This window comes from Bradyrhizobium glycinis, from assembly GCF_016031655.1.
Taxonomy (GTDB): domain Bacteria; phylum Pseudomonadota; class Alphaproteobacteria; order Rhizobiales; family Xanthobacteraceae; genus Bradyrhizobium; species Bradyrhizobium glycinis.
Window position 1 is genome coordinate 22,907 of the sequence record NZ_JACCHQ010000014.1, and the last position, 24,957, is coordinate 47,863.

General features: G+C 60.3%; 26 protein-coding genes. 8 read left to right on the forward strand and 18 right to left on the reverse strand.

Going from position 1 to position 24,957, the window contains the following annotated elements; genetic code table 11:
* Nucleotides 1-13 precede the first annotated feature (13 nt).
* From HZZ16_RS20320 to HZZ16_RS20335, 4 genes are all read right to left on the reverse strand, one after another.
* A complete protein-coding gene (locus HZZ16_RS20320; protein ID WP_197950988.1) occupies nt 14-1,039 on the reverse strand; it encodes a TRAP transporter substrate-binding protein in 1,026 nt (341 codons plus the stop codon).
* A 176-nt stretch (nt 1,040-1,215) separates the two neighbouring features.
* Nucleotides 1,216-2,226, reverse strand: coding sequence for a transketolase family protein (locus tag HZZ16_RS20325; RefSeq protein ID WP_197950990.1), 1,011 nt, complete (start codon nt 2,224-2,226; stop codon nt 1,216-1,218).
* Nucleotides 2,223-3,062, reverse strand: a complete 840-nt coding sequence (locus HZZ16_RS20330; RefSeq protein ID WP_197950992.1) for a transketolase — start codon at nt 3,060-3,062, stop codon at nt 2,223-2,225. Before HZZ16_RS20330 ends, HZZ16_RS20325 begins: the two co-directional genes overlap by 4 nt.
* Before the next feature lie 24 nt (nt 3,063-3,086).
* Complete coding sequence (locus tag HZZ16_RS20335) at nt 3,087-3,836, reverse strand: SDR family NAD(P)-dependent oxidoreductase (RefSeq protein WP_197950994.1); 750 nt, start codon at nt 3,834-3,836, stop codon at nt 3,087-3,089.
* Nucleotides 3,837-3,946: 110 nt separating this feature from the next.
* Between HZZ16_RS20335 and HZZ16_RS20340 the strand changes: the two genes are divergently transcribed.
* Nucleotides 3,947-4,834, forward strand: coding sequence for a LysR substrate-binding domain-containing protein (locus tag HZZ16_RS20340; RefSeq protein WP_197950996.1), 888 nt, complete (start codon nt 3,947-3,949; stop codon nt 4,832-4,834).
* An 89-nt stretch (nt 4,835-4,923) separates the two neighbouring features.
* On the opposite strand, the gene HZZ16_RS20345 is transcribed toward HZZ16_RS20340, so the two are convergent.
* Genes HZZ16_RS20345 through HZZ16_RS20370 form a run of 6 tightly spaced genes read right to left on the reverse strand, consistent with a single transcriptional unit; the run spans nt 4,924 to nt 12,146 of the window.
* Nucleotides 4,924-6,423: a CoA-acylating methylmalonate-semialdehyde dehydrogenase gene (locus tag HZZ16_RS20345; protein ID WP_197950998.1), complete on the reverse strand. Its 1,500-nt coding sequence runs from the start codon at nt 6,421-6,423 to the stop codon at nt 4,924-4,926.
* Nucleotides 6,424-6,464: 41 nt separating this feature from the next.
* Entirely contained in the window at nt 6,465-7,979 is a 1,515-nt protein-coding gene (locus tag HZZ16_RS20350; protein ID WP_197951000.1) for an ABC transporter ATP-binding protein, read from the reverse strand.
* 40 nt (nt 7,980-8,019) lie between these two features.
* A complete protein-coding gene (locus tag HZZ16_RS20355; protein ID WP_197951002.1) occupies nt 8,020-8,946 on the reverse strand; it encodes an ABC transporter permease in 927 nt (308 codons plus the stop codon).
* Between the two features lie 3 nt (nt 8,947-8,949).
* A complete protein-coding gene (locus HZZ16_RS20360) occupies nt 8,950-10,026 on the reverse strand; it encodes an ABC transporter permease (protein ID WP_197951004.1) in 1,077 nt (358 codons plus the stop codon).
* 9 nt (nt 10,027-10,035) lie between these two features.
* Nucleotides 10,036-11,148 (reverse strand): BMP family ABC transporter substrate-binding protein, encoded by a 1,113-nt coding sequence (locus HZZ16_RS20365; RefSeq protein ID WP_197951006.1) that lies wholly within the window; start codon nt 11,146-11,148, stop codon nt 10,036-10,038.
* A 32-nt stretch (nt 11,149-11,180) separates the two neighbouring features.
* A complete protein-coding gene (locus HZZ16_RS20370) occupies nt 11,181-12,146 on the reverse strand; it encodes a dihydrodipicolinate synthase family protein (protein WP_197951008.1) in 966 nt (321 codons plus the stop codon).
* Nucleotides 12,147-12,320: 174 nt separating this feature from the next.
* Between HZZ16_RS20370 and HZZ16_RS20375 the strand changes: the two genes are divergently transcribed.
* A complete protein-coding gene (locus tag HZZ16_RS20375) occupies nt 12,321-13,133 on the forward strand; it encodes a FadR/GntR family transcriptional regulator (protein WP_197951010.1) in 813 nt (270 codons plus the stop codon).
* Between the two features lie 27 nt (nt 13,134-13,160).
* Here HZZ16_RS20375 and HZZ16_RS20380 read toward each other — a convergent pair whose 3' ends face one another.
* From HZZ16_RS20380 to HZZ16_RS20410, 7 genes are all read right to left on the reverse strand, one after another.
* Nucleotides 13,161-13,652 carry a nuclear transport factor 2 family protein gene (locus HZZ16_RS20380; RefSeq protein WP_197951012.1) on the reverse strand — a complete coding sequence of 164 codons (492 nt, stop codon included), beginning with the start codon at nt 13,650-13,652 and terminating at the stop codon, nt 13,161-13,163.
* A complete protein-coding gene (locus tag HZZ16_RS20385; protein ID WP_197951014.1) occupies nt 13,642-14,172 on the reverse strand; it encodes a nuclear transport factor 2 family protein in 531 nt (176 codons plus the stop codon). Before HZZ16_RS20385 ends, HZZ16_RS20380 begins: the two co-directional genes overlap by 11 nt.
* A gap of 106 nt (nt 14,173-14,278) precedes the next feature.
* Entirely contained in the window at nt 14,279-14,980 is a 702-nt protein-coding gene (locus HZZ16_RS20390; protein WP_197951016.1) for an ABC transporter ATP-binding protein, read from the reverse strand.
* Nucleotides 14,980-15,708: an ATP-binding cassette domain-containing protein gene (locus HZZ16_RS20395; RefSeq protein ID WP_197951018.1), complete on the reverse strand. Its 729-nt coding sequence runs from the start codon at nt 15,706-15,708 to the stop codon at nt 14,980-14,982. Before HZZ16_RS20395 ends, HZZ16_RS20390 begins: the two co-directional genes overlap by 1 nt.
* A 1-nt stretch (nt 15,709) precedes the next feature.
* Nucleotides 15,710-16,753 (reverse strand): ABC transporter permease subunit, encoded by a 1,044-nt coding sequence (locus HZZ16_RS20400; protein ID WP_197951020.1) that lies wholly within the window; start codon nt 16,751-16,753, stop codon nt 15,710-15,712.
* Nucleotides 16,753-17,619, reverse strand: a complete 867-nt coding sequence (locus tag HZZ16_RS20405; RefSeq protein WP_197951022.1) for a branched-chain amino acid ABC transporter permease — start codon at nt 17,617-17,619, stop codon at nt 16,753-16,755. The genes HZZ16_RS20400 and HZZ16_RS20405 overlap by 1 nt, the downstream gene beginning before the upstream one ends.
* A gap of 65 nt (nt 17,620-17,684) precedes the next feature.
* Nucleotides 17,685-18,920, reverse strand: coding sequence for an urea ABC transporter substrate-binding protein (locus HZZ16_RS20410; RefSeq protein WP_197951024.1), 1,236 nt, complete (start codon nt 18,918-18,920; stop codon nt 17,685-17,687).
* Between the two features lie 200 nt (nt 18,921-19,120).
* On the opposite strand from HZZ16_RS20410, the gene HZZ16_RS20415 reads away from it, so the two are divergent.
* From HZZ16_RS20415 to HZZ16_RS20425, 3 genes are all read left to right on the forward strand, one after another.
* A complete protein-coding gene (locus HZZ16_RS20415) occupies nt 19,121-19,537 on the forward strand; it encodes a MarR family winged helix-turn-helix transcriptional regulator (RefSeq protein ID WP_197951026.1) in 417 nt (138 codons plus the stop codon).
* Nucleotides 19,538-19,634: 97 nt separating this feature from the next.
* Nucleotides 19,635-20,279 carry a hypothetical protein gene (locus HZZ16_RS20420; protein WP_197951028.1) on the forward strand — a complete coding sequence of 215 codons (645 nt, stop codon included), beginning with the start codon at nt 19,635-19,637 and terminating at the stop codon, nt 20,277-20,279.
* A 185-nt stretch (nt 20,280-20,464) separates the two neighbouring features.
* On the forward strand, nt 20,465-21,511 hold the full coding sequence (locus HZZ16_RS20425) for a substrate-binding domain-containing protein (RefSeq protein WP_197951030.1): 1,047 nt from the start codon (nt 20,465-20,467) through the stop codon (nt 21,509-21,511).
* A 245-nt stretch (nt 21,512-21,756) separates the two neighbouring features.
* Here HZZ16_RS20425 and HZZ16_RS20430 read toward each other — a convergent pair whose 3' ends face one another.
* Nucleotides 21,757-22,680 carry a LysR family transcriptional regulator gene (locus tag HZZ16_RS20430; RefSeq protein ID WP_197951032.1) on the reverse strand — a complete coding sequence of 308 codons (924 nt, stop codon included), beginning with the start codon at nt 22,678-22,680 and terminating at the stop codon, nt 21,757-21,759.
* Nucleotides 22,681-22,819: 139 nt separating this feature from the next.
* Between HZZ16_RS20430 and HZZ16_RS20435 the strand changes: the two genes are divergently transcribed.
* The 3 genes from HZZ16_RS20435 to rutC are packed head-to-tail and all read left to right on the forward strand — an operon-like array spanning nt 22,820 to nt 24,956.
* Nucleotides 22,820-23,836, forward strand: coding sequence for an ABC transporter substrate-binding protein (locus tag HZZ16_RS20435; protein WP_197951034.1), 1,017 nt, complete (start codon nt 22,820-22,822; stop codon nt 23,834-23,836).
* On the forward strand, nt 23,833-24,573 hold the full coding sequence (rutB, locus tag HZZ16_RS20440; RefSeq protein ID WP_197951036.1) for a pyrimidine utilization protein B: 741 nt from the start codon (nt 23,833-23,835) through the stop codon (nt 24,571-24,573). The genes HZZ16_RS20435 and rutB overlap by 4 nt, the downstream gene beginning before the upstream one ends.
* A complete protein-coding gene (rutC, locus tag HZZ16_RS20445) occupies nt 24,570-24,956 on the forward strand; it encodes a pyrimidine utilization protein C (protein ID WP_197951038.1) in 387 nt (128 codons plus the stop codon). Before rutB ends, rutC begins: the two co-directional genes overlap by 4 nt.
* Nucleotide 24,957 lies beyond the last annotated feature (1 nt).

The following is a 24,957-nucleotide window of genomic DNA, read 5'->3' on the forward strand; positions in this document are numbered from 1 at the left end:
TGGCTCACGCTGGTCATGATAACTGACCCGCGGCTCTTTCGAGTTGCGACCATGCCTCCTCGCCAAATTTGGTTTTCCAGTCGGCGTAGAAGCTGGTCTTGGCCAATGCCTGGCGGAAGGCGGCGCGATCGACATCGATGAATTTGAGGCCCTTGGCCGAAAGATCGGCGCGAAGTGACTGGCTGAGCTTTGCGATGTCGGCGCGCTGATCGAGGGCGGAGCGGTCGAGCTCGCGCGTCACGATCTCCTGCACGTCCTTGGGCAGGCGCTCGAAAGCGCGCTTATTGCCAAGGATCCAATAGCCGTCCCAGACGTGCCCCGTCAGGCTGCACGTGCTCTGCACTTCATAGAGACGGGCGGTCGCGATGATGGGCAACGGATTCTCCTGCCCATCAACGACCTTGGTCTGCAACGCGGAATAGACCTCGTTGAAGTTGATCGGCGTCGGTCCGGCGCCGAGCGCCTTGAAAAGCGAGGTCAATAGCGGCGCGGGCGGTACGCGGATCTGGAAGTTCTTGAGATCATCCGGCGTCCGCACCTCGCGGCCGGACGAGGTCACCTGGCGGAAGCCGTTGTCCCAGGCCTTCGACACCGCCATGATCGGCGTCTTGGCAATCTGCGCCCGGATATAGGTGCCGAGGTCGCCGTCCATTGCTTTCCACACGCTGTCGTAGTCGGCGAAGGCAAAGCCGGTGTTCACGATGCCGGCGCTGGGCACCAGGGTGGCAAGAATCGAGGACGATTGATTGAAGAACTCGACGCCTCCGCTGCGAACCTGGGTCAGCAGTTCGGTGTCGGAGCCCAGCTGGTTGGCCGGGAACAGCCTGATCTCCAGCCGGCCGCTGGTCGCTTCGCGGATACGGTCGATCGCCTCTTGGGCTCGGACATTCACCGGATGGGTCGGATCCTGCCCGGTGGCGAACTTGTAGACGAACTCGGCGGCAGACGCCGGACGGGTCAGAATCCTGCAGAGAGGTACCGCGCTCGCCGCGATCAATAGCGAACGGCGGCTGATGCGTCCGGGCTTCGAGACAGTCATGTTTTCCTCCTGGTCCTGTATTGACGTTGTGCCGGCTGCATGGAGCCTGCGCTGTTCATCCGTCCCGACTCTTCGCTGGCTGCATTCGGGCAACAGCCATCCCTCGCCCGCCGCAACTTGCAGCGGGCGGAACACTTCACTCGTATTTGGCCTGGCTGGCGCTCAGTGCCGGTGCGCTAAAGCCACTGCTTGATCTGCCTTGCGACCTCGGCGGTGGAAATGCCGTAGCGGTCGTGCAGCGTCGGTAGTGCGCCGGCGTCAAGAAATTTGTCCGGCAACGCAATCTGGCGGAAAGGCGGATGGACGCCTGAACGCATCAGGAGTGCGGCGACCGCCTCGCCGAGACCGCCAATCGTCGTGTGGTTTTCGGCAACGATGACCAGGCGGCCTGACTTGCCGGCTTCGCGCAGTATCGTCTCGGCATCGAGCGGCTTGATGGTCGGAACGTGGAGCACTGCAGCATCGACGCCATCGTTTTTAAGAACTTGCACAGCCTCAAGCGCACGCATGGTCATGATGCCGGATGAGATGATCAGCACGTCCTTCCCGTCACGGATCAGCTTGGCCTTGCCGAGCTCGAACTTGTAGTCATATTCGTCCAGCACGACGGGCACCTGACCACGCAACAGGCGCATGTAAACTGGCCCATGATGCGCTGCGATTGCGGGCACCAGCTGCTCGATTTCATGAGCATCGCAGGGATCGATGACCGTCATGTTCGGCATCGCACGAAACAGCGCGAGATCCTCCGCGGCCTGATGGCTCGGGCCATAGCCCGAAGTCAGGCCGGGCAGTGCGCAGACGATCTTTACGTTGCGGTCTTCCTCCGCGATGGTCTGGTGAATGAAGTCGTAGGCGCGCCGTGAGGCGAACACGGCGTAGGTGGTCGCGAACGGCATGAAGCCTTCCGCGGCGAGGCCCGAAGCGGCGCCGAACAGAAGCTGCTCGGCCATGCCCATCTGGTAATAGCGGTCCGGGAATTCCTTCGCGAAGATGTGCAGGTCGGTGTATTTGCCGAGATCGGCCGTCATGCCGACAACGTCAGGGCGGCTACGTGCAAGCTCGACGAGCGCATGTCCGAACGGTGCCGGTTTCGTCTTCTGCCCCTCCGCCGCGATCGAGGCGATCATGGCCGAGGTGGTCAGGCGCGGTTTGCCCGGCTGGGGTGCTGATCTAACGGTCTTCATGCCTGCCTCCCAGCTTCCAGCGCGGCCAGCGCGAGCTGCCATTCGTGCTGCTCGACGCGGAGGAAATGGTTCTTCTCGCGCTGCTCCAGGAAAGGAACACCCTTACCCATCAGCGTGTCGGCGACGATCATCCGTGGCTTGGGCTCGGGATGGGACTTGGCGGCGTCAAACGCCGTAAGCACGGCATCGAGATCGTTGCCGTCGATGCGCTGCACAAACCAGCCGAAGGCCTGAAGCTTCTCGACCAGCGGCTCGAACGCCATGACCTGCGTCGAAGGACCATCCGCCTGCTGATTGTTGACGTCGACGATGCCGATCAGATTGTCGAGTTTGTAATGGCCGGCCGACTGGATGGCCTCCCAGACCGAGCCCTCGTCGAGCTCGCCATCCGAGAATAACGTGTATACCCGCGCCTCGGATTTCTTGCGCTTCAGCCCCAGCCCCATTCCGACGGCGATGCTGAGCCCAAGCCCTAGCGAGCCGCCCGACATTTCCATTCCCGGCGTGTAGGAGGCCATGCCCGACATTGGCAGGCGGCTCTCGTCGCTGCCATAGGTTTCGAGTTCCTCCTCGGGGACGATCCCCGCCTCGATCAAGGCCGCGTAGAGCGCGATGGCGTAGTGTCCATTCGAGAGCAGGAAGCGGTCGCGTTCCTCCCAGGACGGATCTTCCGGCCGGTAGCGCATCGCGTGAAAATAGGCCACCGCAAGGACGTCGGAGATGTCCAGCGCCTGTGCGATATAGCCCTGGCCCTGGACCTCGCCCATGCGCAGCGCATTGCGGCGAATATTGTAGGCGCGATCCGCCAGTTTCGGCGTGTTGGTCAGCGTTTCCATCGATCTGGACCTTGTCTTCCTAGCTCAGTGGATCAGCATGCCGCCGTTGACGTCGATCACGGCACCCGTCACGTAGGCGGAGAGATCCGAGGCCAGGAAGGTGTAGATGCCGGCGACGTCGTCTGCCGTGCCGAGACGATTGAGCGGAATGCCCTCCAGGATCTTCGCCCTCATGTCGTCGGTCAGCTTGCCCGCGGTGATATCGGTGCCGATCAGGCCGGGTGTCACGCAATTGACGCGGATGCCGTCCGGGCCGAATTCACGGGCCATCGCCTTGGCGAGACCAAGCACACCCGCCTTGGCGGCCGAATAATGCGGGCCTCCAAATATTCCGCCGCCACGCTGGGCCGAGACCGAAGACATGCAGGCGATTGATCCGGATTTTCGTGAGCGCATATGTGGGATCACCGCCTGGGAGAGGAACAGAATGCCCTTCAGATTGACGTCCTGAATGCGATCCCAATCGGCCGGCGAGATTTCTAGGAACTTCACTGGCTGGGTGATGCCTGCGTTGTTGACGAGAATATCGATGCTTCCGAAGGATTCGATCGCGCGAGCGACGGCCTGCTCGCAGGATGATTTGTCGGCGACGTCACATCGCAGCCCAATGTGGGACGTGCCAAGCGAAGCCGCGGCGTCCGCCGCCGCGCTCGCGTCAATGTCGAGAACGGCGACTCGAGCGCCCTCGGCAACGAACCGCCGTGCCGTGGCAAGCCCGATGCCACGCGGCGATGCCGCGCCCGAAATGATGGCCGTCTTACCGCTGAGCAGCATCAATTCCTCCCGCAAATTGTTTTTCCTTGGCAAGCCTAGGAATGCACCGCGGACGGGCAACAGACAAACGCACAGTTGTCACGGATGGATGAATCTGGTTCACTTATGGAATGCTATCAAACGTCCCGATATCGGCAATTCGCGCCTTTGAAGCCGCCGCCCGCACCGGATCTTTTCGCGATGCGGCGAATGAGCTTCACCTGACACCGAGTGCGGTCAGTCATGCCATTCGCAAACTGGAGGACACGCTTCGGACCGTTCTGTTCGAGCGCAGCGCGCGATCGGTGCGGCTCACGCCAGCCGGCGAAAATCTGATGCGCCACACGGGAGCGGCATTCGATCAGCTCCGCCGTGGCCTAGAGGAAGTTGCCGCGCGCGGACCGCAATTGGTGCGCGTTCACTCCGCACCCAGCTTTGCCGCGCAATGGCTGGCACCACGGCTGGCACAGTTTCTCGCGGCTTATCCAAAGCTCGAGGTTCGGCTGGCTGCGAGCACGGACTACGCCCGCTTCAGCAATGATGACTTTGATATCGACATTGTCTATGGTCCGCCGCGTGCTGAGGGTGTCGAAATTATTCCTCTCCCGGAGGAGACAGTCACCCCGCTCTGCTCCCCTGCTCTCGCAAAATCGATAAGAAAGCCTGCCGATCTCCTCGATCAGACGCTGATCCGCTCCGACGTGAAGCAGGTTCAATGGCACCAATGGTTCACCGCCAACGGGTTGGAAGCCCCCGCGCTCCACGGCATGAGATTCGATCGCAGCTTTCTCGCGATCGCGACAGCCGCGGAGAGTTTGGGAGTAGCGCTGGAATCGACGCTGCTCGCTGAACGTGAACTGGCGAGCGGACGATTAGTTGCGCCGCTGGCAGGACGCGCCAACGATATTCGATACGTCGGTCACCGCCTGATCTACCCGCGCGCCGGCCGGCAAAGATCAGCGGTACGGGCTTTTGCAGATTGGGTCGTGGCGCAACTCGATGTCCGCTCTTCGCAGTGAGCCGCAGCTCTGTCAAAAAAGAAGCGAGGGCCTGAGAGGCCCTCGCAGTCAGGGAGGAAGGGGTATCCAAAAACTTGATCCCAGTTCTTTTACGACATTGTCGGCATGACGAATTCGGCACCGGCTCGTATTCCGGTTGGCCAGCGGCTGGTGACCGTCTTCATTCGGGTGTTGAAGCGAACGCCTTCCGGGCCGTGCATGTGATGGTCGCCGAAGATCGATGCTTTCCATCCACCGAAGGAGTGAAAGGCCATCGGTACCGGAATCGGAACGTTGATGCCGACCATTCCGACCTTTATCTGATGGGCGAATTCACGCGCAGCGTCGCCATCACGAGTGAAGATAGCGGTGCCATTGCCGAATTCGTGTTCATTGATCATGCGTGCGGCTGTCGCGTAGTCCGGCGCTCGAACGACTGACAGCACAGGTCCGAAGATCTCTTCCTTGTAGATCTTCATGTTCGGCTTGACATGGTCGAACAGCGTTCCGCCCACGAAGAAACCATTCTCGTAGCCCTGCATCCTGAACTTGCGTCCGTCGACCAGCAACTTTGCGCCCTCGGCGACGCCGGCATCGATGTAGCTCCGGACCTTCTCCAGGTGCTGTTTCGTGACGAGGGGACCCATCTCCGCTTCGCGGTCGGTACCCGGCCCGACCTTCAGGCCTCGAACCTTGGGTTCGAGCGCGGATATCAGCCTGTCCGCGGTCCCCTCGCCGACCGGCACAGCAACCGAGATCGCCATGCAGCGTTCGCCGGCGGAACCGTAGGCGGCCCCCATCAAAGCATCGACCGCCTGATCCATGTCGGCATCGGGCATCACGATCATGTGGTTCTTGGCGCCACCGAGCGCCTGGCAGCGCTTCCCGTTGTTCGCGGCCGTCGAATAGATGTATTGCGCAATCGGTGTGGAGCCCACGAAGCTGATCGCCGAAATATCCGGGTGATGCAGCAGCGCATCGACAGCTTCCTTGTCGCCTTGCACCACGTTGAACACACCGTCCGGCAGACCGGCTTCCTTGAGCCACTCCGCCATGATGAGCGACGCCGATGGGTCGCGCTCAGATGGCTTCAGAATGAAGGCATTTCCGCAGGCCAGAGCGACCGGGAACATCCACATCGGAACCATGACCGGGAAATTGAAGGGCGTGATTCCGGCGACAACACCGAGCGGCTGGCGCGTAGAATAGCTATCGACGCGGGTACCGACATTCTCGGTGAGTTCGCCCTTGAGGAGTTGCGGAGCGGCCGTGGCAAACTCGACCACCTCCATTCCGCGCTGAACTTCCCCGAGAGCGTCGGAGTGAACCTTGCCGTGCTCGGAGACGATCACGTCGGCAAGCTGACTTGCGCGATCCTCGAGAATTCGTAGAAAGCGATTGAGGATGCGTGCACGCCGTAAAGGCGTCGTGTCGGCCCAACCCTGCGCCGCCCTGTTTGCGGCAAACACCGCGTCCGCCACCACGGCCCCGTTGGCGGCCACAACACGGCCCGTCTGCTCGCCCGTTGCCGGGTTGAAGACGGGCAAACTGCGTTCATTGCCACCCGGGACCTGCCTGCCATTGATGAAATGATTGATCTGCGTGACCACAAGCGTCTCCTTATTAATTTTGACCAGACAAGTGCCTCGAGTCAGGCCGCTTTCATTCCCGCCATGTATTTGCCGATCACGCGCTTGTCGGCGCTCTCGGCTGGCACCTCATGGACGATGCGACCCGCGCTCATGACGAGGATCCTATCGACCAAGCCGAGCAACTCGTCGAGATCCTCCGAGATGAGCAGCACTGCGGCCCCGCCGTTTCGTGCATCGAGGATCCGACGATACGTTTCTTCGCACGCAACGAAATCAAGGCCGAACGTCGGATTGGATGCGACCAGCAAGCAAACATCCTGGGTGAGCTCTCGCGCCAAAACGGCGCGTTGCACGTTGCCACCGGATAGCGCGCTCATGCTTGCGGTCAGGCCAGGCGCCTTGACACGGAATTGCGCCACCAGCCTCTCGGCCTGCTCCACGAGTGCCCCGTAGTTCATTGCGATACCGCGGCAGAGCGGCGCCCGATCGAAATTGCGCAGGGCGAGATTCTCGGCCAGCGACATGCGATCGATGCAGGCGTTCTTGAGGGGCTCTTGCGGCAAGCCATAGACGCCCAGGCGGGCGATTTCCCTTCGTGTACCGTTGAAGGACGAGCCGGAGACGGCAATCGTACCGTTGCGATCCCGCTGCCCCATCATGGCCTCGACCAACTCCAACTGTCCATTTCCGGATACTCCGGCAATCCCGACGATCTCGCCTGCTCGCACCTCAAGCGAGAGATCCTTCACGGCCGGAAGACCATTGTCCCCGTTCGCGCAGAGGTTCCTGATGGAAAGGATAACGTTGGGCTTTGGAGGTAATCTCGGCGCATGCGGCACCATCTTGCTGACGGGCTCTCCGATCATAGCTTCCGCCAGAGCATCGTCCGTCAAATCAGCAACGGCCCCAGTTCGCACCGACGCACCTCTACGCAACACCGTCACGTCGTCGGCAAATCGGCGCACTTCATGAAACTTGTGGCTGATCAGGATCGCGCTGAGTTCGCCCGTCCGTGTCAGGCTGCGAACATGGCCGAGCACTTCGTCGGCTTCTGCCGGCGTGAGCACCGACGTCGGTTCGTCCAAGATGAGGAGCTTGCGCCCGAGATAGAGCTGCTTGACGATTTCGGCCTTCTGCTTCTCGCCGGCAGAGAGCTGCGAGACGCGCACGTCGAGTGGCACGTGAAAAGGGAGCTTCCTGGTGACTTCGGTCAGCCGCCTCAGCTCGCTTTGCCAGTCGATATAGGCCGGCAATCTCGCACCGCTGACGACGAGATTCTGCGCCACCGTCATCGACGGCACGAGAGTAAAATGCTGGTACACCATGCCGATGCCGAGCGCATCGGCATCCTTCGGCGAGTTCAGTCGCTGCTCGCGCCCATCCACCTGGATGTGCCCCTCGTCCGGACGGTAAAAACCCACCAGGCATTTGACCAACGTGCTCTTGCCGGCGCCGTTCTCCCCCAGCAGCGCGTGGACGGTGCCCGAGCGGATCAGCAGCGACACGTTGTTCAAAGCGAGATTCGCCCCGAAACGCTTCGTCATGTTCCTGAGCTCGACTTGCGGTACGCTCATCGGACGTCCCTCCGAGGATGAATTCTCGTCATGGCGCTTCTCACCGGTGGAGCTTGAGCTCGCCCGGCGCATCGGCGAATGGAGCAGCCCGCGACGTCGAGGCCACCATGATTGCAAGGGTCAGAATGTAGGGAGCCGCGTTGAACAGGTAATAGTAGCCGGTCACGCCAATGCCCTGGAGCGCAGGACCGAGAGCGCCCGCCCCGCCGAACAGCAGCGATGCGCCGAGAGCATTGACCGAACGCCAGCGCGCAAAGATGACGAGCGCGACCGCCATGATGCCTTGGCCACTCGACAGGCCTTCGCTCCAGCTCCCCGGATATGAAAGTGACAGAAAGCTGCCGCCGATGCCGGCGAGAAAGCCGCCCGCCATGGTGGCGATGATGCGCACCCGCAATACGGGAAAGCCAAGCGCTCGTGCCGCATCCTCGCTATCGCCGACCGTGCGCAGCATCAACCCCCAGCCCGTCCTGTTCAGGAAGACGTAGACCGCGAAAGCCAATGCAATTCCGACGAAGAACAGCGCGTTAACGTCCAGCGCAGCTCGCACCTGCGGTACGCTCGACCAGAATCCGAGTGCGATCGAGGGAAGCGGCGGCGCCTTGGGCTCGATCAAGGGTTTGCCCAGGAAAAACGCGAGGCCCGTACCCAGCACGATCAAGCTGATGCCGATCGCGGTGTCATTGACGCGCTTCACACTGCACAGCAGGCCATGCAGAAGGCCGAAGGCCATGCCGGCGAGTCCCGCGGAAAGCACGCCTAGCCAGGGCGAGCCGGAGAGGTAGGAGATCCCGTATCCCGCCATGGCACCGAGCATCAGCGTGCCTTCGAGCCCTAGATTGATACGGCCCGATTTCTCGGTAATCAGCTCGCCGATGCTGACGAAAATGAAGGGTGTCGACACCCGGATGGCGCCACCCAGGATCGCGAGCGGCAGCGCTAGCCAGCCGATTGATGTACCGTCCATGCCTTACCTCCGCGTCGTTTCTCGGAGTTGTTGCGCAATTGCATCCGCGACGAGGACGCAGACGAAGATCAGGCCCTGAAACACCAGCATTGTCGCATCTGGAAGTCCAAGACGCCGTTGCAGCAAACTGGCGCTCGCCTGCATGCCGCCAATCAACAGCGCGACGGCGACAATCGCAAGCGGCTGGTGCCGCGCCAGGAAGGCGACGAGGATTCCGCTATAGCCATAGCCGACGATGAGCGAGGAGTTGGCCGTCCCCTGCACTGCCGCCACCTCGATCGCGCCGGCAATGCCCGCCATGCCGCCTGCCACGACCGAGGCTCCGATGATCCAGCGATTCACGGCAAGACCGATCATCCTCGCGACCCGGGCACTTCCGCCAACCACTCGCAGCGCAAACCCCCAGCGGGTGTAGCGGAGCACGACATGTACGGCGATCGCCAGCAATAGACTGACGGCAAGGCCGGCGTGAACGCCCACACCTGGCAGCGTCGGCAGCATGTAGGAGGGATCGATAGGGTGGGTCGACGGCTTGTCGAGACTTGCCGGATCGCGCAACATGCCTTCGGTCAGGTGGTGGAAGACGGCGATACCGATGTAGGACAGCAGCAGGCTCGAGATCGTTTCGTTGACGCCGCGATATTGGCGGAGAACACCCGCCAGACCGAACCAGAGCCCTCCGATCAAGGCGCCGGCCAGCAACATCAGGCATTGCATGGGAAACGCGTGCGCTCCCGCGAACGGCAGCGTCACAACGGCACCCGCGAGCCCGCCGAGCACCAAGGCCCCCTCGCCGCCGATGATCACCAGCCCCGCTTGCGCAGGGATCGCAACGGCGAGGCCCACGAGGACCAAAGGAGCGGCGCGCGACAAGGTATCCTGCCAGGCGAAGCTGCTACCGAAGCCGCCCTGGACGATCAGACCGAACACCGTGGCGGGGTTCTGTCCGTACAAGGCCACGAACGCCGCAAAGATGGCGGAGGCGAGCAGCACCGCCAGGACAGGCAGGGCCACACTCAGTTGAGCTGCGGTTACCAGCGGCTTCGGAGGCACGGGTTCGATTCCGGAGATCGAAGACAAGAGCGCCTCCTAGACTTGGCCGATGATGCCTTCGACGAGATAATTGATGCCGTCGAGCGCCCGGTCGTTGCTGCTCTGCATGACGCCAGCAGGGATGACGACGTTGCCCTTATTGTCCTTGAGCGGGCCGCTGTAGATCACGCGCGTGCCGCCCATGAGGTCTGCCCGTGCCGTCTCGGCCGCTGCGCGCGCCTCAGGCGTAACGAGTTTTCCAAAAGGACTGTTCTTTACGAAATGATCACCAAGCCCTGCACGGAGATAGTGCTCCGGCTTCTTGCCGCCACGGACGCTGCCGGCATAGACAAGATAGGGTGTGATCCAGTTCCACTCGGCTCCGGTGAGATAGCCGTTAGGAGCCACCTCGGCCTGACTCGAATGGTAGCCGCATGACATGACCCCGCGCTTCTCCGCCGTCTCGACCACGACTTTCGGGCTGTCGACCTGGGCGGCGATGACGTCGGCCCCCTGGTCGACCAGCGTGTTCGTCGCCTCCGCTTCGCGGACTGGAAGAACCCAGTCGCCCGTGAAGATGACCTGCACCTGAATCGCCGGATCGACTGATCGCGCGCCGATTGCAAACGCGTTTATGCTGCGCAGAAGATTGGGCGTCGGCTTTGCAGCGACGAGGCCGAGCTTCTTGCTCTTCGTCATGTGGCCAGCGATGATTCCCGAAGTGTACTGCGCCTCGAAGATGTAGGCGTAGAACGTGCCGATGTTCTCGGGCATGCCCGCCGTCCACACGCCGCCGGTGTGAGCGAAGGTGACATCCGGATACTTGGCCGCCATCTCTAGAACGTGCGGCTTGAAATAGCCAAAGGACGTCGCCAGGATGAGTTGAGCGCCATCCTGACGGATCATTCCTTCCATGCTGCGCTGGGCCGCGATCGTTTCCGGAACGCGCTCCTCCTCGATCACCTTGATGCCGGGCAGCTTCTTCAGGGCCGCGGCGGCCTGCGCGTGGGACTGGTTGAAGCCGTAATCCTGCTTGGAGCCGGAGTAGAGAACTCCGACGGTGAGTGGCGTCTCCGCATGGGCAACGGTACTCTTGAGAACGAATGGTGCGGAACCGGCAGCGGCCAGCATCTGGAGCACCGAGCGACGGTCGACAGGCTTCAATGTCATGTTCCCCTCCGTTGAAGATTGCGATCAGCAAGTCACGACGAAATTCGTTCGGCAGCAGACAGCAGGCCGGGCGCCCCACATGCGATGAGATCGGCTTCCAGCTCTCGTCTTTCAGCAGCGGACAGCGGCGTGACGGGCGAGCGCACGGCGCCACCAGCAAGGCCGATCAGATCGCACCAATGCTTGACCGCCGCGTTCGGCATGTGACCGCGCTTCAGCGGGTCCATGATCCACTTGTTGAAGATGGCCCGTTGCGGCGCGAGTGAAGCGCAGATGCGTGCTGCTTCTTCCGTCCGTCCGGCCGCCAACAGAGCGACGTATCCCGCGATCGGGCGAAACTCGCCGCGTTGATAGAGGTAGGGCTCGGGGTCGGCATAGAGGATCGACTGACCCTCGGCCTGCATGTTGGCGAAGAAGTTCTCTTCCAGCGGGTCTGACACCAGCACGCCGTTTCGCGCAGCCAGGCGGAGCGCCGCGTTCTCGGCTGCATTGCCTGTCGTCTTCAGGAGCTTCAGGTTGGGTAGCGAGCAGAGCTGCGTGAAAACGCCGGGATCCAGCGGGCTGCCCGCGGCGGTTCGCGCGTTGAAGATGACGATCGGCATCTCCAAGCGGACACAGATGTCGTGCAGATACGCGAATTGCTGCGTAGGCGACCGCGGCCCGGAGGTTGGGACCATGAGCACAGCATGGCTGACGCCAAGCCGACGCGCATGCTCGCCGAGATCGATGGTTTCTTCCACCGAGGGACCCGAGATCACCACGGAAATCCCAAGGCGCCCCCTCGCCTCGTCCGCAATGACCTCGATGACACGCTTTCTCTCCTGCAGCGTGAGGGACCAGACTTCGCCGATCAACCCATTGCAGAACACGCCCGCCAATCCGGTTGCGATGTAGTGGCGGACATTCCGGCGGACTCCGGCCTCGTCGATGGAACCGGAGGCGTCGAAGGGCGTGTGAATGGCCGCCCAAATTTCGGGGATGTTCTGCCCGATTGCCATGCTTGCTCCCTCTCATTCGGCCGATCTATTCTATTTATCATGATAAACCGGATTTGCATGAATATGCCTATTATGGGAGAAGTGTCAACCGACGAGTCGGTTCTTCCTTGGGCCCCCGCCTAAGTCGTCCCGGAGCCGACCGTGGAACCTATTGGTGGACTTGGAGAATTCGGAATGACGGTCGAACTGGAAAAATCGCCGCGGCCGGGGAGCCGGCTGAAAATCCAAAAGCGAGCCGACCTCGTTACCGAAGAGATCAAGCAGCTGATCACGCAGAAGAACCTTCGTCCGGGCGACAAGCTTCCCATGGAGAAGGAGCTCCAGCGGCTGTTTTCGGTCAGCAAGAGCACGATACGCGAGGCGCTCAAGTCCCTTGAGGTGCAGGGACTGATCACCATCAGCACCGGCCCGACCGGCGGAGCGACGATCATGGAGGTCCCGCTCGAGCGCACCTTTCAGCTGCTGCAGAACTACCTGTTCTTCAAAGAAGTCAGCATGGAGGACATCTATGCGGCGCGGCGCCTGCTGGAGCCGGAATTGGCTGCCGGCTCGGTGCCGTTTCTGTCAAACGAGCAGCTCGACGCGCTGGAGCACAACATCGAAACGTGCCAGCCGACCTCGCAGGAGCCGTCCCTTCTGGTTCGTCAACGCCAAGCGGATCTCGACTTTCACGACATCCTGGCTGCAGCAAACCCCAATCCCTTCCTGCGCTTCGCATGCGAGCTGATCAACGAGATGCTTCGCCGGCTGGTTGTCTTCAGCACCCAAACGCCTCCGGAAGAGCACACGCGATTCGGATGTGCCAACGTCAGGATTCACACCGAGATCGCCAAGGCCGCCCGCGCGCGCGACAGCGAGCGCGTGCGCGCGCTCATGAAAGCGCATATGGAGGAAGCGTCAGAATACGTGAAGCGGTTGGATGGCCGACTCGATGGTCGACTTATCCTCGACTCGGAGATGGCGCCGCGCCCGCGGCCGCTGTCCTGATCGACGTTCGGAGCTGCCAGCTCACAACTAGGCCCCGTGTGAGAGGCGCTGCTCCACGATCCGATCGGCCTGCTCCCAGCTGTCAGATACAGGAACAAAGAACTTGATCGTCTGATCCCAATTTAGCCAATACCACTCACCATCCCGCTTCCGATAAGAGTGCCGGTGAACGAAGCAGCCCCAAACGGCCTTGCCTGACAGAACAGGAGTTTCCCATGCGCTCCAGTGACCGTAAGCAGCATCACTTCCGGGGCGCACGTCGAATACATAATTGCCTGCATAGTGAAGGCAGAAGGTCTGCGCCAAATCCGCGAACAGTGCCTCCATAGAAGGCCTTCCCATGCACCTGAGCTCGCCGCTCTCAAAGCAACCGTTAGGGAGGAATAGCGAAGCGAGCGCTTTCGGATTGTAAGCCTCGCCGGTCGAACCGCCGGTATCACAAAGCTCGAAGAACTCGACGACCCTCTCACGAAGACGTTCAATATCCTCTAACCGTGTGATGCGCGCCTCAAGCAACATTGCCGTCCTCACAAGACTGTTGGGGCCACGTCCACGACTTTGAGATTCGTTCTTCCGCCCACCCGATCCGATAATCGGAAACGAACTTCACCGTGAACTCAGCGCGAGACGTTAACCATCGCGTATTGCGCTTCACGTATGCATCCTTGTAAAGACCAGCCATCAGCATCGGCTTGCCTTCGACTGTCAGCGGGGCCCAGGTGGTCCACCGACCAGTAGCGCTGCTCCCATCGGGCGAGATCTCGATAATCTGGTTCATCATGAAGTTGAGCGAAAACGAGATCTTGGTCTTGTATGACGCCAAAAACTCCGACAGCTGAACGTATCCCCGGTACACTCCGAAATGCAGCGACTCCCAAGTCGCATCCTCATAGAAGGTATTAAGGACTGCTTGAGCAGGGCCGTTCTCGTTGATCATTGCATCCAGACTGCGCGCATATTCACACTTGAGTTGTCGAACGGCTTCGATGTCTTCGAGCTGCGCGATGCGACGCTCGCTATCTTCGAGTTTATGGATCACGAAATACTCCAGGCAGTGGGCTATCTAAAGCGGACTTGAGAGAATGGTGCTCTGGCGTGCATTTCCCGCAAATATGGAAATGCCGCAGGGACTCCGGTTAGCCAGTCTAGGGCACGGCAAGGCCGACGCGGCCGGCAAGCAGATCCTCACGGCTTACCTCGCCCGTGATGCGACCTTTTTGAATGCTGAGCACGCGATCCGAGAGCGAAGCAATGAACTCAAGATTCTGCTCGACAACAATCATCGAAAGGGATCGGCGCTTCCTCAGCGCGAGCAACGTCTCGATGATTTCCTCGATGATCGACGGCTGAATCCCCTCAGTAGGTTCGTCGAGCAGAATCAGCTTCGGATTCGCGCAGAGACATCTTGCAAGCGCTAACAGCTGCTGCTCCCCTCCCGAAAGTGCTCCGCCAGGCCGGTTCAGCAGACGGACAAGCCTCGGAAAATCTGTAAGCAAGTCGTCGATGATACGGGAATCTTCTTTTCGGGCGGCAGCGAGCCCCATCCTAAGGTTCTCACGCACCGTCAGGGTTGCGAATATCTCGCGCCCCTGCGGGACCAGACCAAGGCCCAAGCGCGCACGTGCGTGAATGGGAAGTCTGGTGACGTCACTGCCGAGGAATCGTACTGCACCGTTCATCGCTGGCAGATATCCCATGAGGGCCTTCAGTAGTGTCGTCTTTCCCATGCCGTTGTGCCCGAGGATGCCGAGATATTCGCCTTCCCCGACGTCGAATTCGATTCCGGTCAGGATCGGCACAGGACCGTAGTTTGCACGCAATCCTTGAACCTCGAGAACGTTCATCATTAGACGACCACCTTCTTGCCGAGATACACGTCGCGTACACGGGGATCAGCCAAGACGTTCTTGAGGGTGCCCTCCATTATGATCCGCCCCTGATGAAAGACAGTGACTGTGCGCGCAATCATTTTGATGAACTCCATATCGTGCTCGACCACGATGATTGCGCGCGCTTCATTGATCTCCCGAATGATCTCAGCAGTGCGCTCCGTCTCTTCGTCGGTCATGCCCGCAGCCGGCTCGTCGAGAAGAAGTAGCTCAGGATCGCCGGCAAGCACCGTACCGATCTCAACCCACTGGCGTTGACCGTGCGAAAGTTGTCCAACGATGGCAGACTGTCTTTCGGTCAGACGAACTCTCTCCAGAATCTCGTCTACAACGAGCTTTGTCGTACGCGGCGTGTTCTTGCGGCGTGCTGACAGCCAGATGTTTTCGCGCACCGAGAGGCCGTTGAATACATTCGGCACCTGCGTCTTTATGCCTAGACCGGCACGAGCGATCTCGTGGCTCGGTAAGCCTGCAATCGACCTGCCGCGAAAAGCGATCGTTCCTGATGACGGTGTGATTTGCCCGGTCAGCATCTTGAAAAAGGTGCTTTTGCCGGCTCCGTTTGGACCAATCAGGCACCGCAGTTCCATTTCGCCGAGGTTGAAGTCAATGCTGTCATTGGCGATGACGCCCCCGAAATTCATTGTCAATTTTTCTGTCTTCAGCAGTGGGACAGGTTCAGTCATGTCAATTGACCTGCATGGCGCGCTCTTTGGGCGCTGTCGTGTTCGGTCGTGCCCGGTGGTCCTTACGGAGTTGCACAAGACACAGGAGGAAGGTCGGTACGACACCTTTCGGTAACAAAAGGACGAAGGCGACGAGAATTGCGCCGAGGACGAGATTCGAGTTGAACGTCTGCTGTGATCCTATCGACGCAACGAGAAATTGGATCACAAAGCAACCTACGATCGGGCCGAACAGAGTGCCAAGTCCGCCGACGGTGATCCAAATGATGATTTCGGCTGATAGCGAGAGGGAGAAGATTGTTGGCCCGACAAACGCACCCCAATTGACGTAAAGCGCCCCGCCTAGACCTGCAATCGCACCGCCAATGACAAACACGCCGAGTTTGACCAATCGCGTATCGTAACCGAGAAGAGCGGCGCGAGTCTCGTTCTCACGTACCGCGACCGCAATGCGGCCGAAGCGGCTGACCAGGATCAGCCTAAGCAGCAGATAAAGGGCGATGAGGGTGCCTCCGGTAATCCACCAGGAAGCTTCGGGAGAGAGGGGAATTTCTGGATGGAAAGGCATATTGAAGATCGGCACGGAGGGAATGCCATTGAACCCTCCCAGTCGCGCTATGCCGATCCTGTACACCTCTCCTGCGGTCGAATTGACAACGTTGAAGAGAATGAGCGTTACGGTAAGTGTAATGACGCCGAGATAGACGTCACTTACTTTGCCGTAGAACACGAAATAACCGAGCGCTGCTGCAAAGAGTGCCGGAAGAACGACCGCGAGCAGGATTGCGTTCGTCGAGTCACCAAAATTGATGGTCGCTATTGCATAGACGTAGCCACCAAGTCCAAAGAAGGCAGTTTGCCCAAATGACAGGATGCCGCCGAATCCCCATATGAAGGCCAGGCTCAGTGCGAGCACACTCATAGCCGCGAATAGCGTTACTTGCATCAGCGCGAAAAGGTCGAGGTGGCGAGGCAGCAGGGCGACGCCTGTCGCCGCTGCAAGTACCAGAATAGACTGAAGGCCGGCATTTCGCGCATCGGTCATTACGACATACCTTTGAAAAAGCGTCCGGAAATGCCTTGCGGCAGAATGCGGATCAGAAAGATCGCCGACAGGAACAGAATCACCTCGCCGTACACTGGGGTCGTGAGGTAGGCACCGAGCTGATTGATGAGGCCAAACAATCCCGAAGCAGTTAGCGTTCCCGAGATGATCGTGGCACCGCCACCCACCACTGTTATGAAGCATTTCGCTATGAAAGCGGCTCCCATAACCGGGGTAATTCCCGACAATGGCGCAAGCAGCCCCCCAGCCAGTCCCGTCAGTCCGGCGCCGATGCCGAACGTAATCATATACACGCGGTCGGGATTGACGCCGAGCGTCGCCGCCATGTTCGGATTGTGCATCACCGCGCGGGCGATGAGCCCAAATCGGGTCAATCGCAGCAGAGCATAGACGAGCGCCATGACGGACACTGCCATCCCTGCCAGGAACAGGGTGTACCAACTCGACCGGTACTCACCGACCTGGAAGCCGCCAAGCGGCGTCGGCACACCGTTCATCGTGTTGCCGTAGATCGTCGTGACAAGACCTATCAACAGCAGGCTCAGCCCCCATGTTGCGAGCATTGAATCGACGAGCCGCCCGTAGAGAAAACGGATCAAGCAGCGCTCGATAAGCAGTCCGACCAAGCCGACAAACAGTGGAGCAACGATGATCATTGAGACCCAGATATCAACGCCGGCATTGGTCGCGATTACCGTTGCGTAGGCACCGAGCATGACGAATTCGCCATGCGCGAGATTTATGATTTTCATCATGCCGAAGATGATGGCCAGGCCGACACAGAGCAGAAACAGTGACGCAGTGCCATTTAGGACATCCAGCGCGAGGATGATTGCCAGATCCATGGATCGTTCCAGGAAAGCAGGAGAAGTGGCTACGCCGGCGAACCGGCGTCAAATCCGAGAAGGCATCAAAGCGAGATTTCGTATTGCTTATTGTCGTTCGGGTTCTTCACCAGATCGCAGACAGCGGCGGTGTCGAGTGGCTGCGCGTCCGGAAAGGTCTCGGTGACGATCCATTTGCGATCCTTCACCACTGCGAGATACGTGTTGCGTGAGACGTGGTGCGTTTTATGATCGACCACTACCTTGCCGCTCGGACCGTCGAACGCGATGCCGGTCTCAAGCGCTTCGATCACCGGCAACCGCTCGATCGTGTTAGCCTTCTTGACACCCTCCACCCACAGGTTGAAGCCCTCGTAGGTCGCTGCGGCCAGCTCGCTGATATAGGGAATGCCCGGTGAGAGCTTCTTGAGCTTGTCGACGTACGCCGTACTGGCCGGGGTGGTCAGTTCCTCGAAGTAGCCGAAGGTACCAATAATGCCGTCACTTTCGGCCGCGGAAAGAGTTGCGGGTTCATTGAACAGCCCGAAGGTGGTAGAGGCAATTTGAATGCGGTCCTTCATTCCGGCCGCGGCCCATTGGCGGTAGAAGGCAACGTGGTTTCCGCCGACGAGTGCAGAGAGAATCAGGTCCGGTCTTGCGGCCTGGATCTTGGATATAGTCGGGCCGAAATTAGTGACATCGAGGGGGAAGAAGTCGACGGATAAGGTCTCGCCGCCATTTTCCTTGACGTACTTCTGCATCCATTTGGCGGTGATTTGCCCGTAATTGTAGTCGGCCGCGATGATGTACACTTTCTTGCCGCCCTTGCTCATCGCGTAGGGCACGAGTTTCGCAACCGTCTGCGCCGGCGTAGTCCCAGTGATGAACATGTTCCGATCGCAGACACCTCCTTCGTAGAGTGTGTTGTAGACATAGAGGGTACGAAAGCGATCGAAAGTCGGTCGGATGGCCTCACGGGATGCCGAAGTGATGCCCCCGACGATTACCGCAACCTTGTCCCGAACGGACAACTGCTGGGCATACTGCGAATACAGTTGGATGTTCGACTGTGTGTCGTAGTGGACGAGCTTCAGGGGACGCCCGAGCAGACCACCAGCCGCATTCACCTCCTCGACTCCAAGCTTGAGACTGTCCACCATTGGCGAGCCCGAGGCCGCCATCGTCCCCGACTGATCATGAAGCGATCCGACAAGGATCGGCTCAGCCGCGAAGGCATTCCGGATGAAGACCGGGGAAACGAGAGCCGTGGCAGACGCGGCAGCGGCCGTCGAGCGCAAGAAATAGCGACGAGTAAAACTCATGGGACGAGACTCCGGGTGGGCGCGGTTTAGTAGTTCCATGAAGTTAATATCACAATGATTGAAAAAGCAACTATTTTTCTGGCCGCGACAATTGAGCTTTTTGAATCACAAGTGAGGTCCGTCTTCTGAGATTTATCCTTTCCATGCGGCTCAGGATCGATGTAAAGAGCTGAAAGAGCTCCAAATAGTTGAAATTTCAAATGTCGGATCGCCCCCTAAACGAGCACTTGTCTCATCTCCTGTCCCAAGCAAGCAGGCATTTTGCTCGCCATCTAAATGCGGATGGCATCGCCCTCGACGAGTGGCGTTTGATGAAGGCCCTGTCGGAGCGCCGAGGAATGACGATGCGCGCCATCGCCGATGAATTGGCCCTGAGCGCTCCGACCACCACCAAAATTGTCGATCGCATGGTGCAGGAAGCGCTCGTCTACCGCGCTCCTGATCCTTCTGATCGCCGGAAGGTCGTCCTCTTCCTGTCAGAGAAGGGAGCGGAGCGCCTTGCGGCCCAGAGCGCGCGGGTCAACGAGCAAGAGACCAAGGCTGAAGACGCCTACGGCAACGAGCACGCCGAACAGCTGAGAGCCATGCTGGAAAGCTTCATACGCAGGATGGAATGAATGGGGTCAAGGACTTCACTACTTCCTTCAAAGTGTGCGGAGTCCATCACTCGATCGTCGATATTTCTATCATCGATCCCGCTAAACGAGAGAGAGCATGAACAATTCCGAATCAGGAGCACGCCTAGAAGTCCGCTTGCAGGATGTCGACCTGAGCGCGCTAAAGACGCCCTTCCATTCCCAATGGACATACGGTGCAGAATGGAGCAAAGCGCGAATTCTGGCCAGCGACCGCACGGACGCACGCATTGAACAACCTGCTGAGGAATCTGAAGAACTCAAATTCGAGGTCCACTACAGGTCATGGTTTGGCATCGCCTATTTCGGCCTGGGACGGAAAGCGAGCGCCGAGCAATCGCTCCCAAACCTTCTGGCAACGCTGGAATCGACTGTTTCCGGGAGGATGAGTGCGGCAGCTGCCGCAAAGCTCGTCATAGGTGACAAGCTCAGCGAGTGCGTATTCAGCGAGTGTGTTTTCGGTGTGGCCAATGCCTGGCTCGAAAACCCGCGCTACACGGTCGCTCCGGCAAAACCTTTGTCGCTTGCGGCGCTGGAAAAGAGCGCAATGGACGTGCACGGCATCTTCTCAACTGGCACGGCCAATCCCATCATGTGCGAATTGATCGATCCAAGGCTGGACGTTTGGCTTGCCATACAGATTTCTGAAACCGGACACGACCAGCATTTTGTCTCTTCCGAACTTGCTCGGCGCGTCTTCACCCAGGTTTTCTTGCGAAAATAGGAAGCAGCATCTTCAAACTTAACGACTATAAATTTCGCGAATTACCGAATCGGGGCTGGTTGCAGGAGCAAAATCGAGCCATCTACCGGCACGGGGTTTGCATCTGATCCTGAGCTTTGCCGTAAGCGACTGCAGATGGTCCATTCTGCAGGATGGAAGCGGACGCAAAGGAGAGGGTCGGTTGCATGATCAAGCTTGGTTTGCTCGTAGCCGAAACGGGGGCGACTGCGATCTGGACCCCCTCGGCGATTGCTTGCGCCCAACTGGCAGTCGCGGAGCTCAATCAGGCGGGAGGCGTGCTCGGTCACCACATCGAACTCACCACGATCGACAGCGGGCCAACGGGCGAAACGGCGGCTGAGGCAGCAGCCAATGCAGTTGCCTTCGAAGGGATCGCCGGCATTGTCGGCATGGTCCCGAGCTATTGCCGCCGACCAGTGACGCGCGCTATCGGCCGCACAGTGCCGTTCATCTATACCCCGCAGTTTGAAGGGTTCGAGGACGACGCGAGAGTTGTGACAACAGGCGAAACATCCAGTGAACTTCTCGCACCGGCGCTTCGGATGTTCCAGAACGGCCGCCGTGACCGGCGCTGTTTTCTCTGCGGGAACGATTACATGTGGCCACGTGGAAGTATAGCGATCGCACGAGCAATGATTCAGGAGGCGCGCGGGACCATAACGGGCGAAATGTATCTGCCGTTGGGCAGCCGCGATTATGATGAAATTCTGTCCCGTATCGCCTCCACCCGATCCGACGTTGTTCTCCCATTCTTCCTGGGATCCGACGCGATCCATTTCAATCGTGCGTTCGCGGCCGCAGGGCTCACGTCGCGAGCGGATCGCTTTGCCTGCGCCGTAGATGAGACCATCATCTATGGGCTCGCCGAACATGAAACCGAAAACCTCTACATTTCGTCAGCATATTTCTCCAGCCTTCGATCGCATAACAACGGCGCATTCCTCGAGCGCTATCACACGCTGCATGGCGACAGTCCGCCCCCCGCCAACGCTTTTGGCCAATCTTGCTACGAAGGCGTGCATTGCTTCGCGGCTTTGGTCGCTGCGGCCGAGACGACGCGCGCCGACTCAGTTCGAGGTAAAGTCGGCCGCGCGCTTCAAGCGCGCACAGCCCGCGGCAAGAAGGGCGGTACGCTCGCCGGTTCGAGCCAGCCAATCTATCTTGGCCGCGTGGACGGCTATGAGGTCTCGATACTATCCCACCCCATTTGATTGCCGATTCCGTTCAGGACGAGCCTCGCTGATTTACAGCTCGCCTTACCTCAGCAATGGGCACGTTAATGCTGCCCCTCTGGGCCGACCGGGGCCCCGATGGCGCTCAGAGCGGTGGGCAAAAGTCGCGTTGCTCCGAAATCGCCGCTCCGGCTGAGAGCGAGAGATCGGCCGAGTTAGTTCGATTTAACCGCTCGCCGTGCGATCATCCACACGGATGGGATGATGGATGTTGTTCGTGATCGTCATTCACCTGAAACCGTTCGATCGCGGATCGCCTGCGCGCCAGCAATGATCTCGCGCTGGAGCGTGCGCGCGGCCGGCGAGAGGTCGCGCCCGATGCGCCAGATCAGATAGAGCTCCCGCTCGATCACGGGATTAACCAGTTTGCGCCAGGTCAGCACGGGATTATCAGCCTCTGGCCATGCGAGACTCGGCAGCGGCGCGACGCCGACGCCGGCTTCAACCAGCGCCAACAGCGTGGCCGGATGCTCGGCTTCGTGGATCGGCGTACCCTGGCCGAGCTCGGGGACATTGCGCTCGATCTCAAGACGGATGCCAGTGCCGGATGCCATCACCACGAGTCCTGCTTTCGATGCCTCGGCCCAGCTCACGTCCTCGCGCGCGGCGAGCGGGTGATCGCGGCGCATCACCAAGGCGAAACTGTCGACGAGCAGGCGCGTGGCATCGAGCTCGGGATCGTCACCCGGGACATTGGCGATGCCGAGATCGACGTCACCGCCGCGCAGGGCCGCAAAGATCTGATGCCGCGAAATCTCCTTCAACGTCACCGCGACCATCGGATGCTCGCGCTGGAATGCGGCGAGCACGCGCGGCATCAGCCGCAGCGCCACCGACGGCACGCAGGCCACCGTGACGTGACCGCGGCGATGCTCGCGCAAATCGCGCAGATCCTGGAGCTGGCGATCGAGATCGGCCAGCAAACGCTGGATGCCCGGCATGAAATCCGCGCCGACCTTGCTGAGCTGGAGCTTTCGCGTGGTGCGGTCGAGCAGCCGCACCCGCAGGTTTTCCTCGAGCTGACGCACCGCCTGGCTGACGGCGGATTGCGACATCCCCAGCGCGCGCGCTGCCGCGCTGAAGCTGCCCGTCTCGACGACGCGGACAAAGGCGCGGAGCTGTTTCAGGTCGAGCTGATCTATCAGCATCGCTTATAAATATATCTCTCTATTCTGGATTGCTAATGAAAGTCTCCAATGCAAGGATTTTGGGCGAAGACCGGGGATGATCAGCAAATGGGCAGTCGGCGAGCTAACTCGTGGTTCTGACAAGTCAAGGGACTGTGACGTGATCAACAGACGCGACCTCATGAAGTATTCGCTGCTGGGCGCGGCGACGGCGCCGCTGGCCGGCCTCAACACCCCGGGCTTCGCGGCCGGCGGCAAGGTGGCGATCGCCGAGGCACTGCGGCTCGGCATGTACAACTCGCTTTATGTAGCCGCGGAGAAGGGGCTGTTCGCCAAGCATGGCCTCGACGCCGACCTCTCAACCGCCGGCGGCATCGCGCTGCCGGTGCCGATCCTGCTCTCCGGGCGCGGCCAGATCGGCGTGACCAGCCCGGGCATGTCTGTCAACGCGGTGCGCGAGGGCGGCAAGATCAAGAACATCGCCAAGATCGTCGGCGGCGTGTCGATGTGGGGCATTGCCAAGCCCGACAGCAAGATCAGGACGATCGACGATCTGCGCGGCAAGACCATCGCCACGCTGAAATTCCCCTCCTCCACGATCCAGGTGCCGACCTACGCGATCAAGACCGTCGGTAAATTTGATCCGAAGGAGGCCGGCGTCACCTTCCTCGAACTGCCGCCCGGCGCGCAGGCCGCCGCCGTGAAGGACGGCCGCGCCGACATCGCCACCGCCTTCGAATGGGACGTCAGCATTGCGGCCGAGCAGTTCGGCCTCGTGCCGGTGCTGTCCTTTGCCGATGCGCTGGGTTCACTCTGCTTCACCACCGCGATGGCGACGGAAGAGACGATCGCGAGCAACCCCGCGGCGGTTCAAGGCTTCTGCAATGCGATCGCCGAAGCGCAGAAGCTGATGCACGAGAACAACGCTGTCTTCACCGAGGTCGCGGAGAAATATTTCCCGAAGGTGACGCCCTCGGTCGTCGCCAGCGCCACCAAAAACTTTTTCGGCTCCAAGACCGCGATCCCGCGCAATCCCACCATCTCCGTCGACGAATGGGATCGCGCGATGCAGCTTGAGCAGGGCGGCGGCGCGGTGCAGTCGATCCTGCCCTACGCGCAGATGGTGGACAATCGCTTCGCCGAGCAGGCCACAAGACAGTTCGGTCTCGCATCATGACGGTGAACACCTCCCCCGCGCGCGAGCGGCGCTTTGTCACGCTGCCGGCGCGGCCCGAGCCGCTCCGGCTTGCCGTTGACGAGACCGCGGTCGTCGTCGTCGACATGCAGAACGCCTACGCCTCACCGAACGGCTATCTCGACCTCGCCGGCTTCGACATCTCCGGCGCCAAGGCTGCGATCACCGCGATCCAGGATGTGGTGAGCGTTGCGCGCGGCGCCGGCGTTCCCGTGATCTTCTTCCAGAACGGCTGGGATGCCGACTATGTCGAGGCCGGCGGGCCTGGCTCACCGAACTGGCACAAGTCGAATGCGCTGAAGACGATGCGCAAGCGGCCAGAGCTGCAAGGCAAGCTGCTCGCCAAGGGCGGCTGGGACTATGCGCTGGTCGACGATCTGCAGCCGAAGCCCGGCGACATCGTGGTGTCGAAGACGCGCTATAGCGGCTTCTTCAACAGCCAGTTCGACAGCATTTTGCGCGCTCGCGGCATCCGAAACCTGGTGTTCTGCGGCATCGCCACCAATGTCTGCGTGGAATCGACGCTGCGGGACGGCTTCCACCTCGAATATTTCGGTGTGATGCTGGAGGACGCGACGCATCAGGCCGGCCCCGACTACATCCAGAAAGCCTCAATCTTCAACATCGAGACCTTCTTCGGCTGGGTCTCGTCCGCGAGCGACTTCCGCCGCGCCTTTGCCCAGACCGAAGCCGTTCCCGCAGAAGAGGACTCGCCATGACCGACCGCGCCATCATCCCGACCGGGACTCAGGCTCCCATCGCCCCGTACTCGCCGGGGATGATGGCCGACAACGTCATCTACGTGTCGGGCACACTGGCCTTCGATGCCAACAACGACGTCGTGCATGAGGGCGATGCCGCCGGCCAGACCCGGCACATCCTCGAGACCATCAAGCGCGTGCTGGAGACGGCAGGCTCGAGCCTTGCCGACGTCACCTTCAACTCGATCTTCATCACCGACTGGGCGAACTATGCCGCGGTCAACAAGGTCTATGCCGAATACTTCCCGGGCGAGAAGCCGGCGCGCTACTGCATCCAGTGCGGCCTCGTGAAGCCGGGCTGCCTCGTCGAGATCGCCTCGATCGCGCACAAGAGGGCGTGAG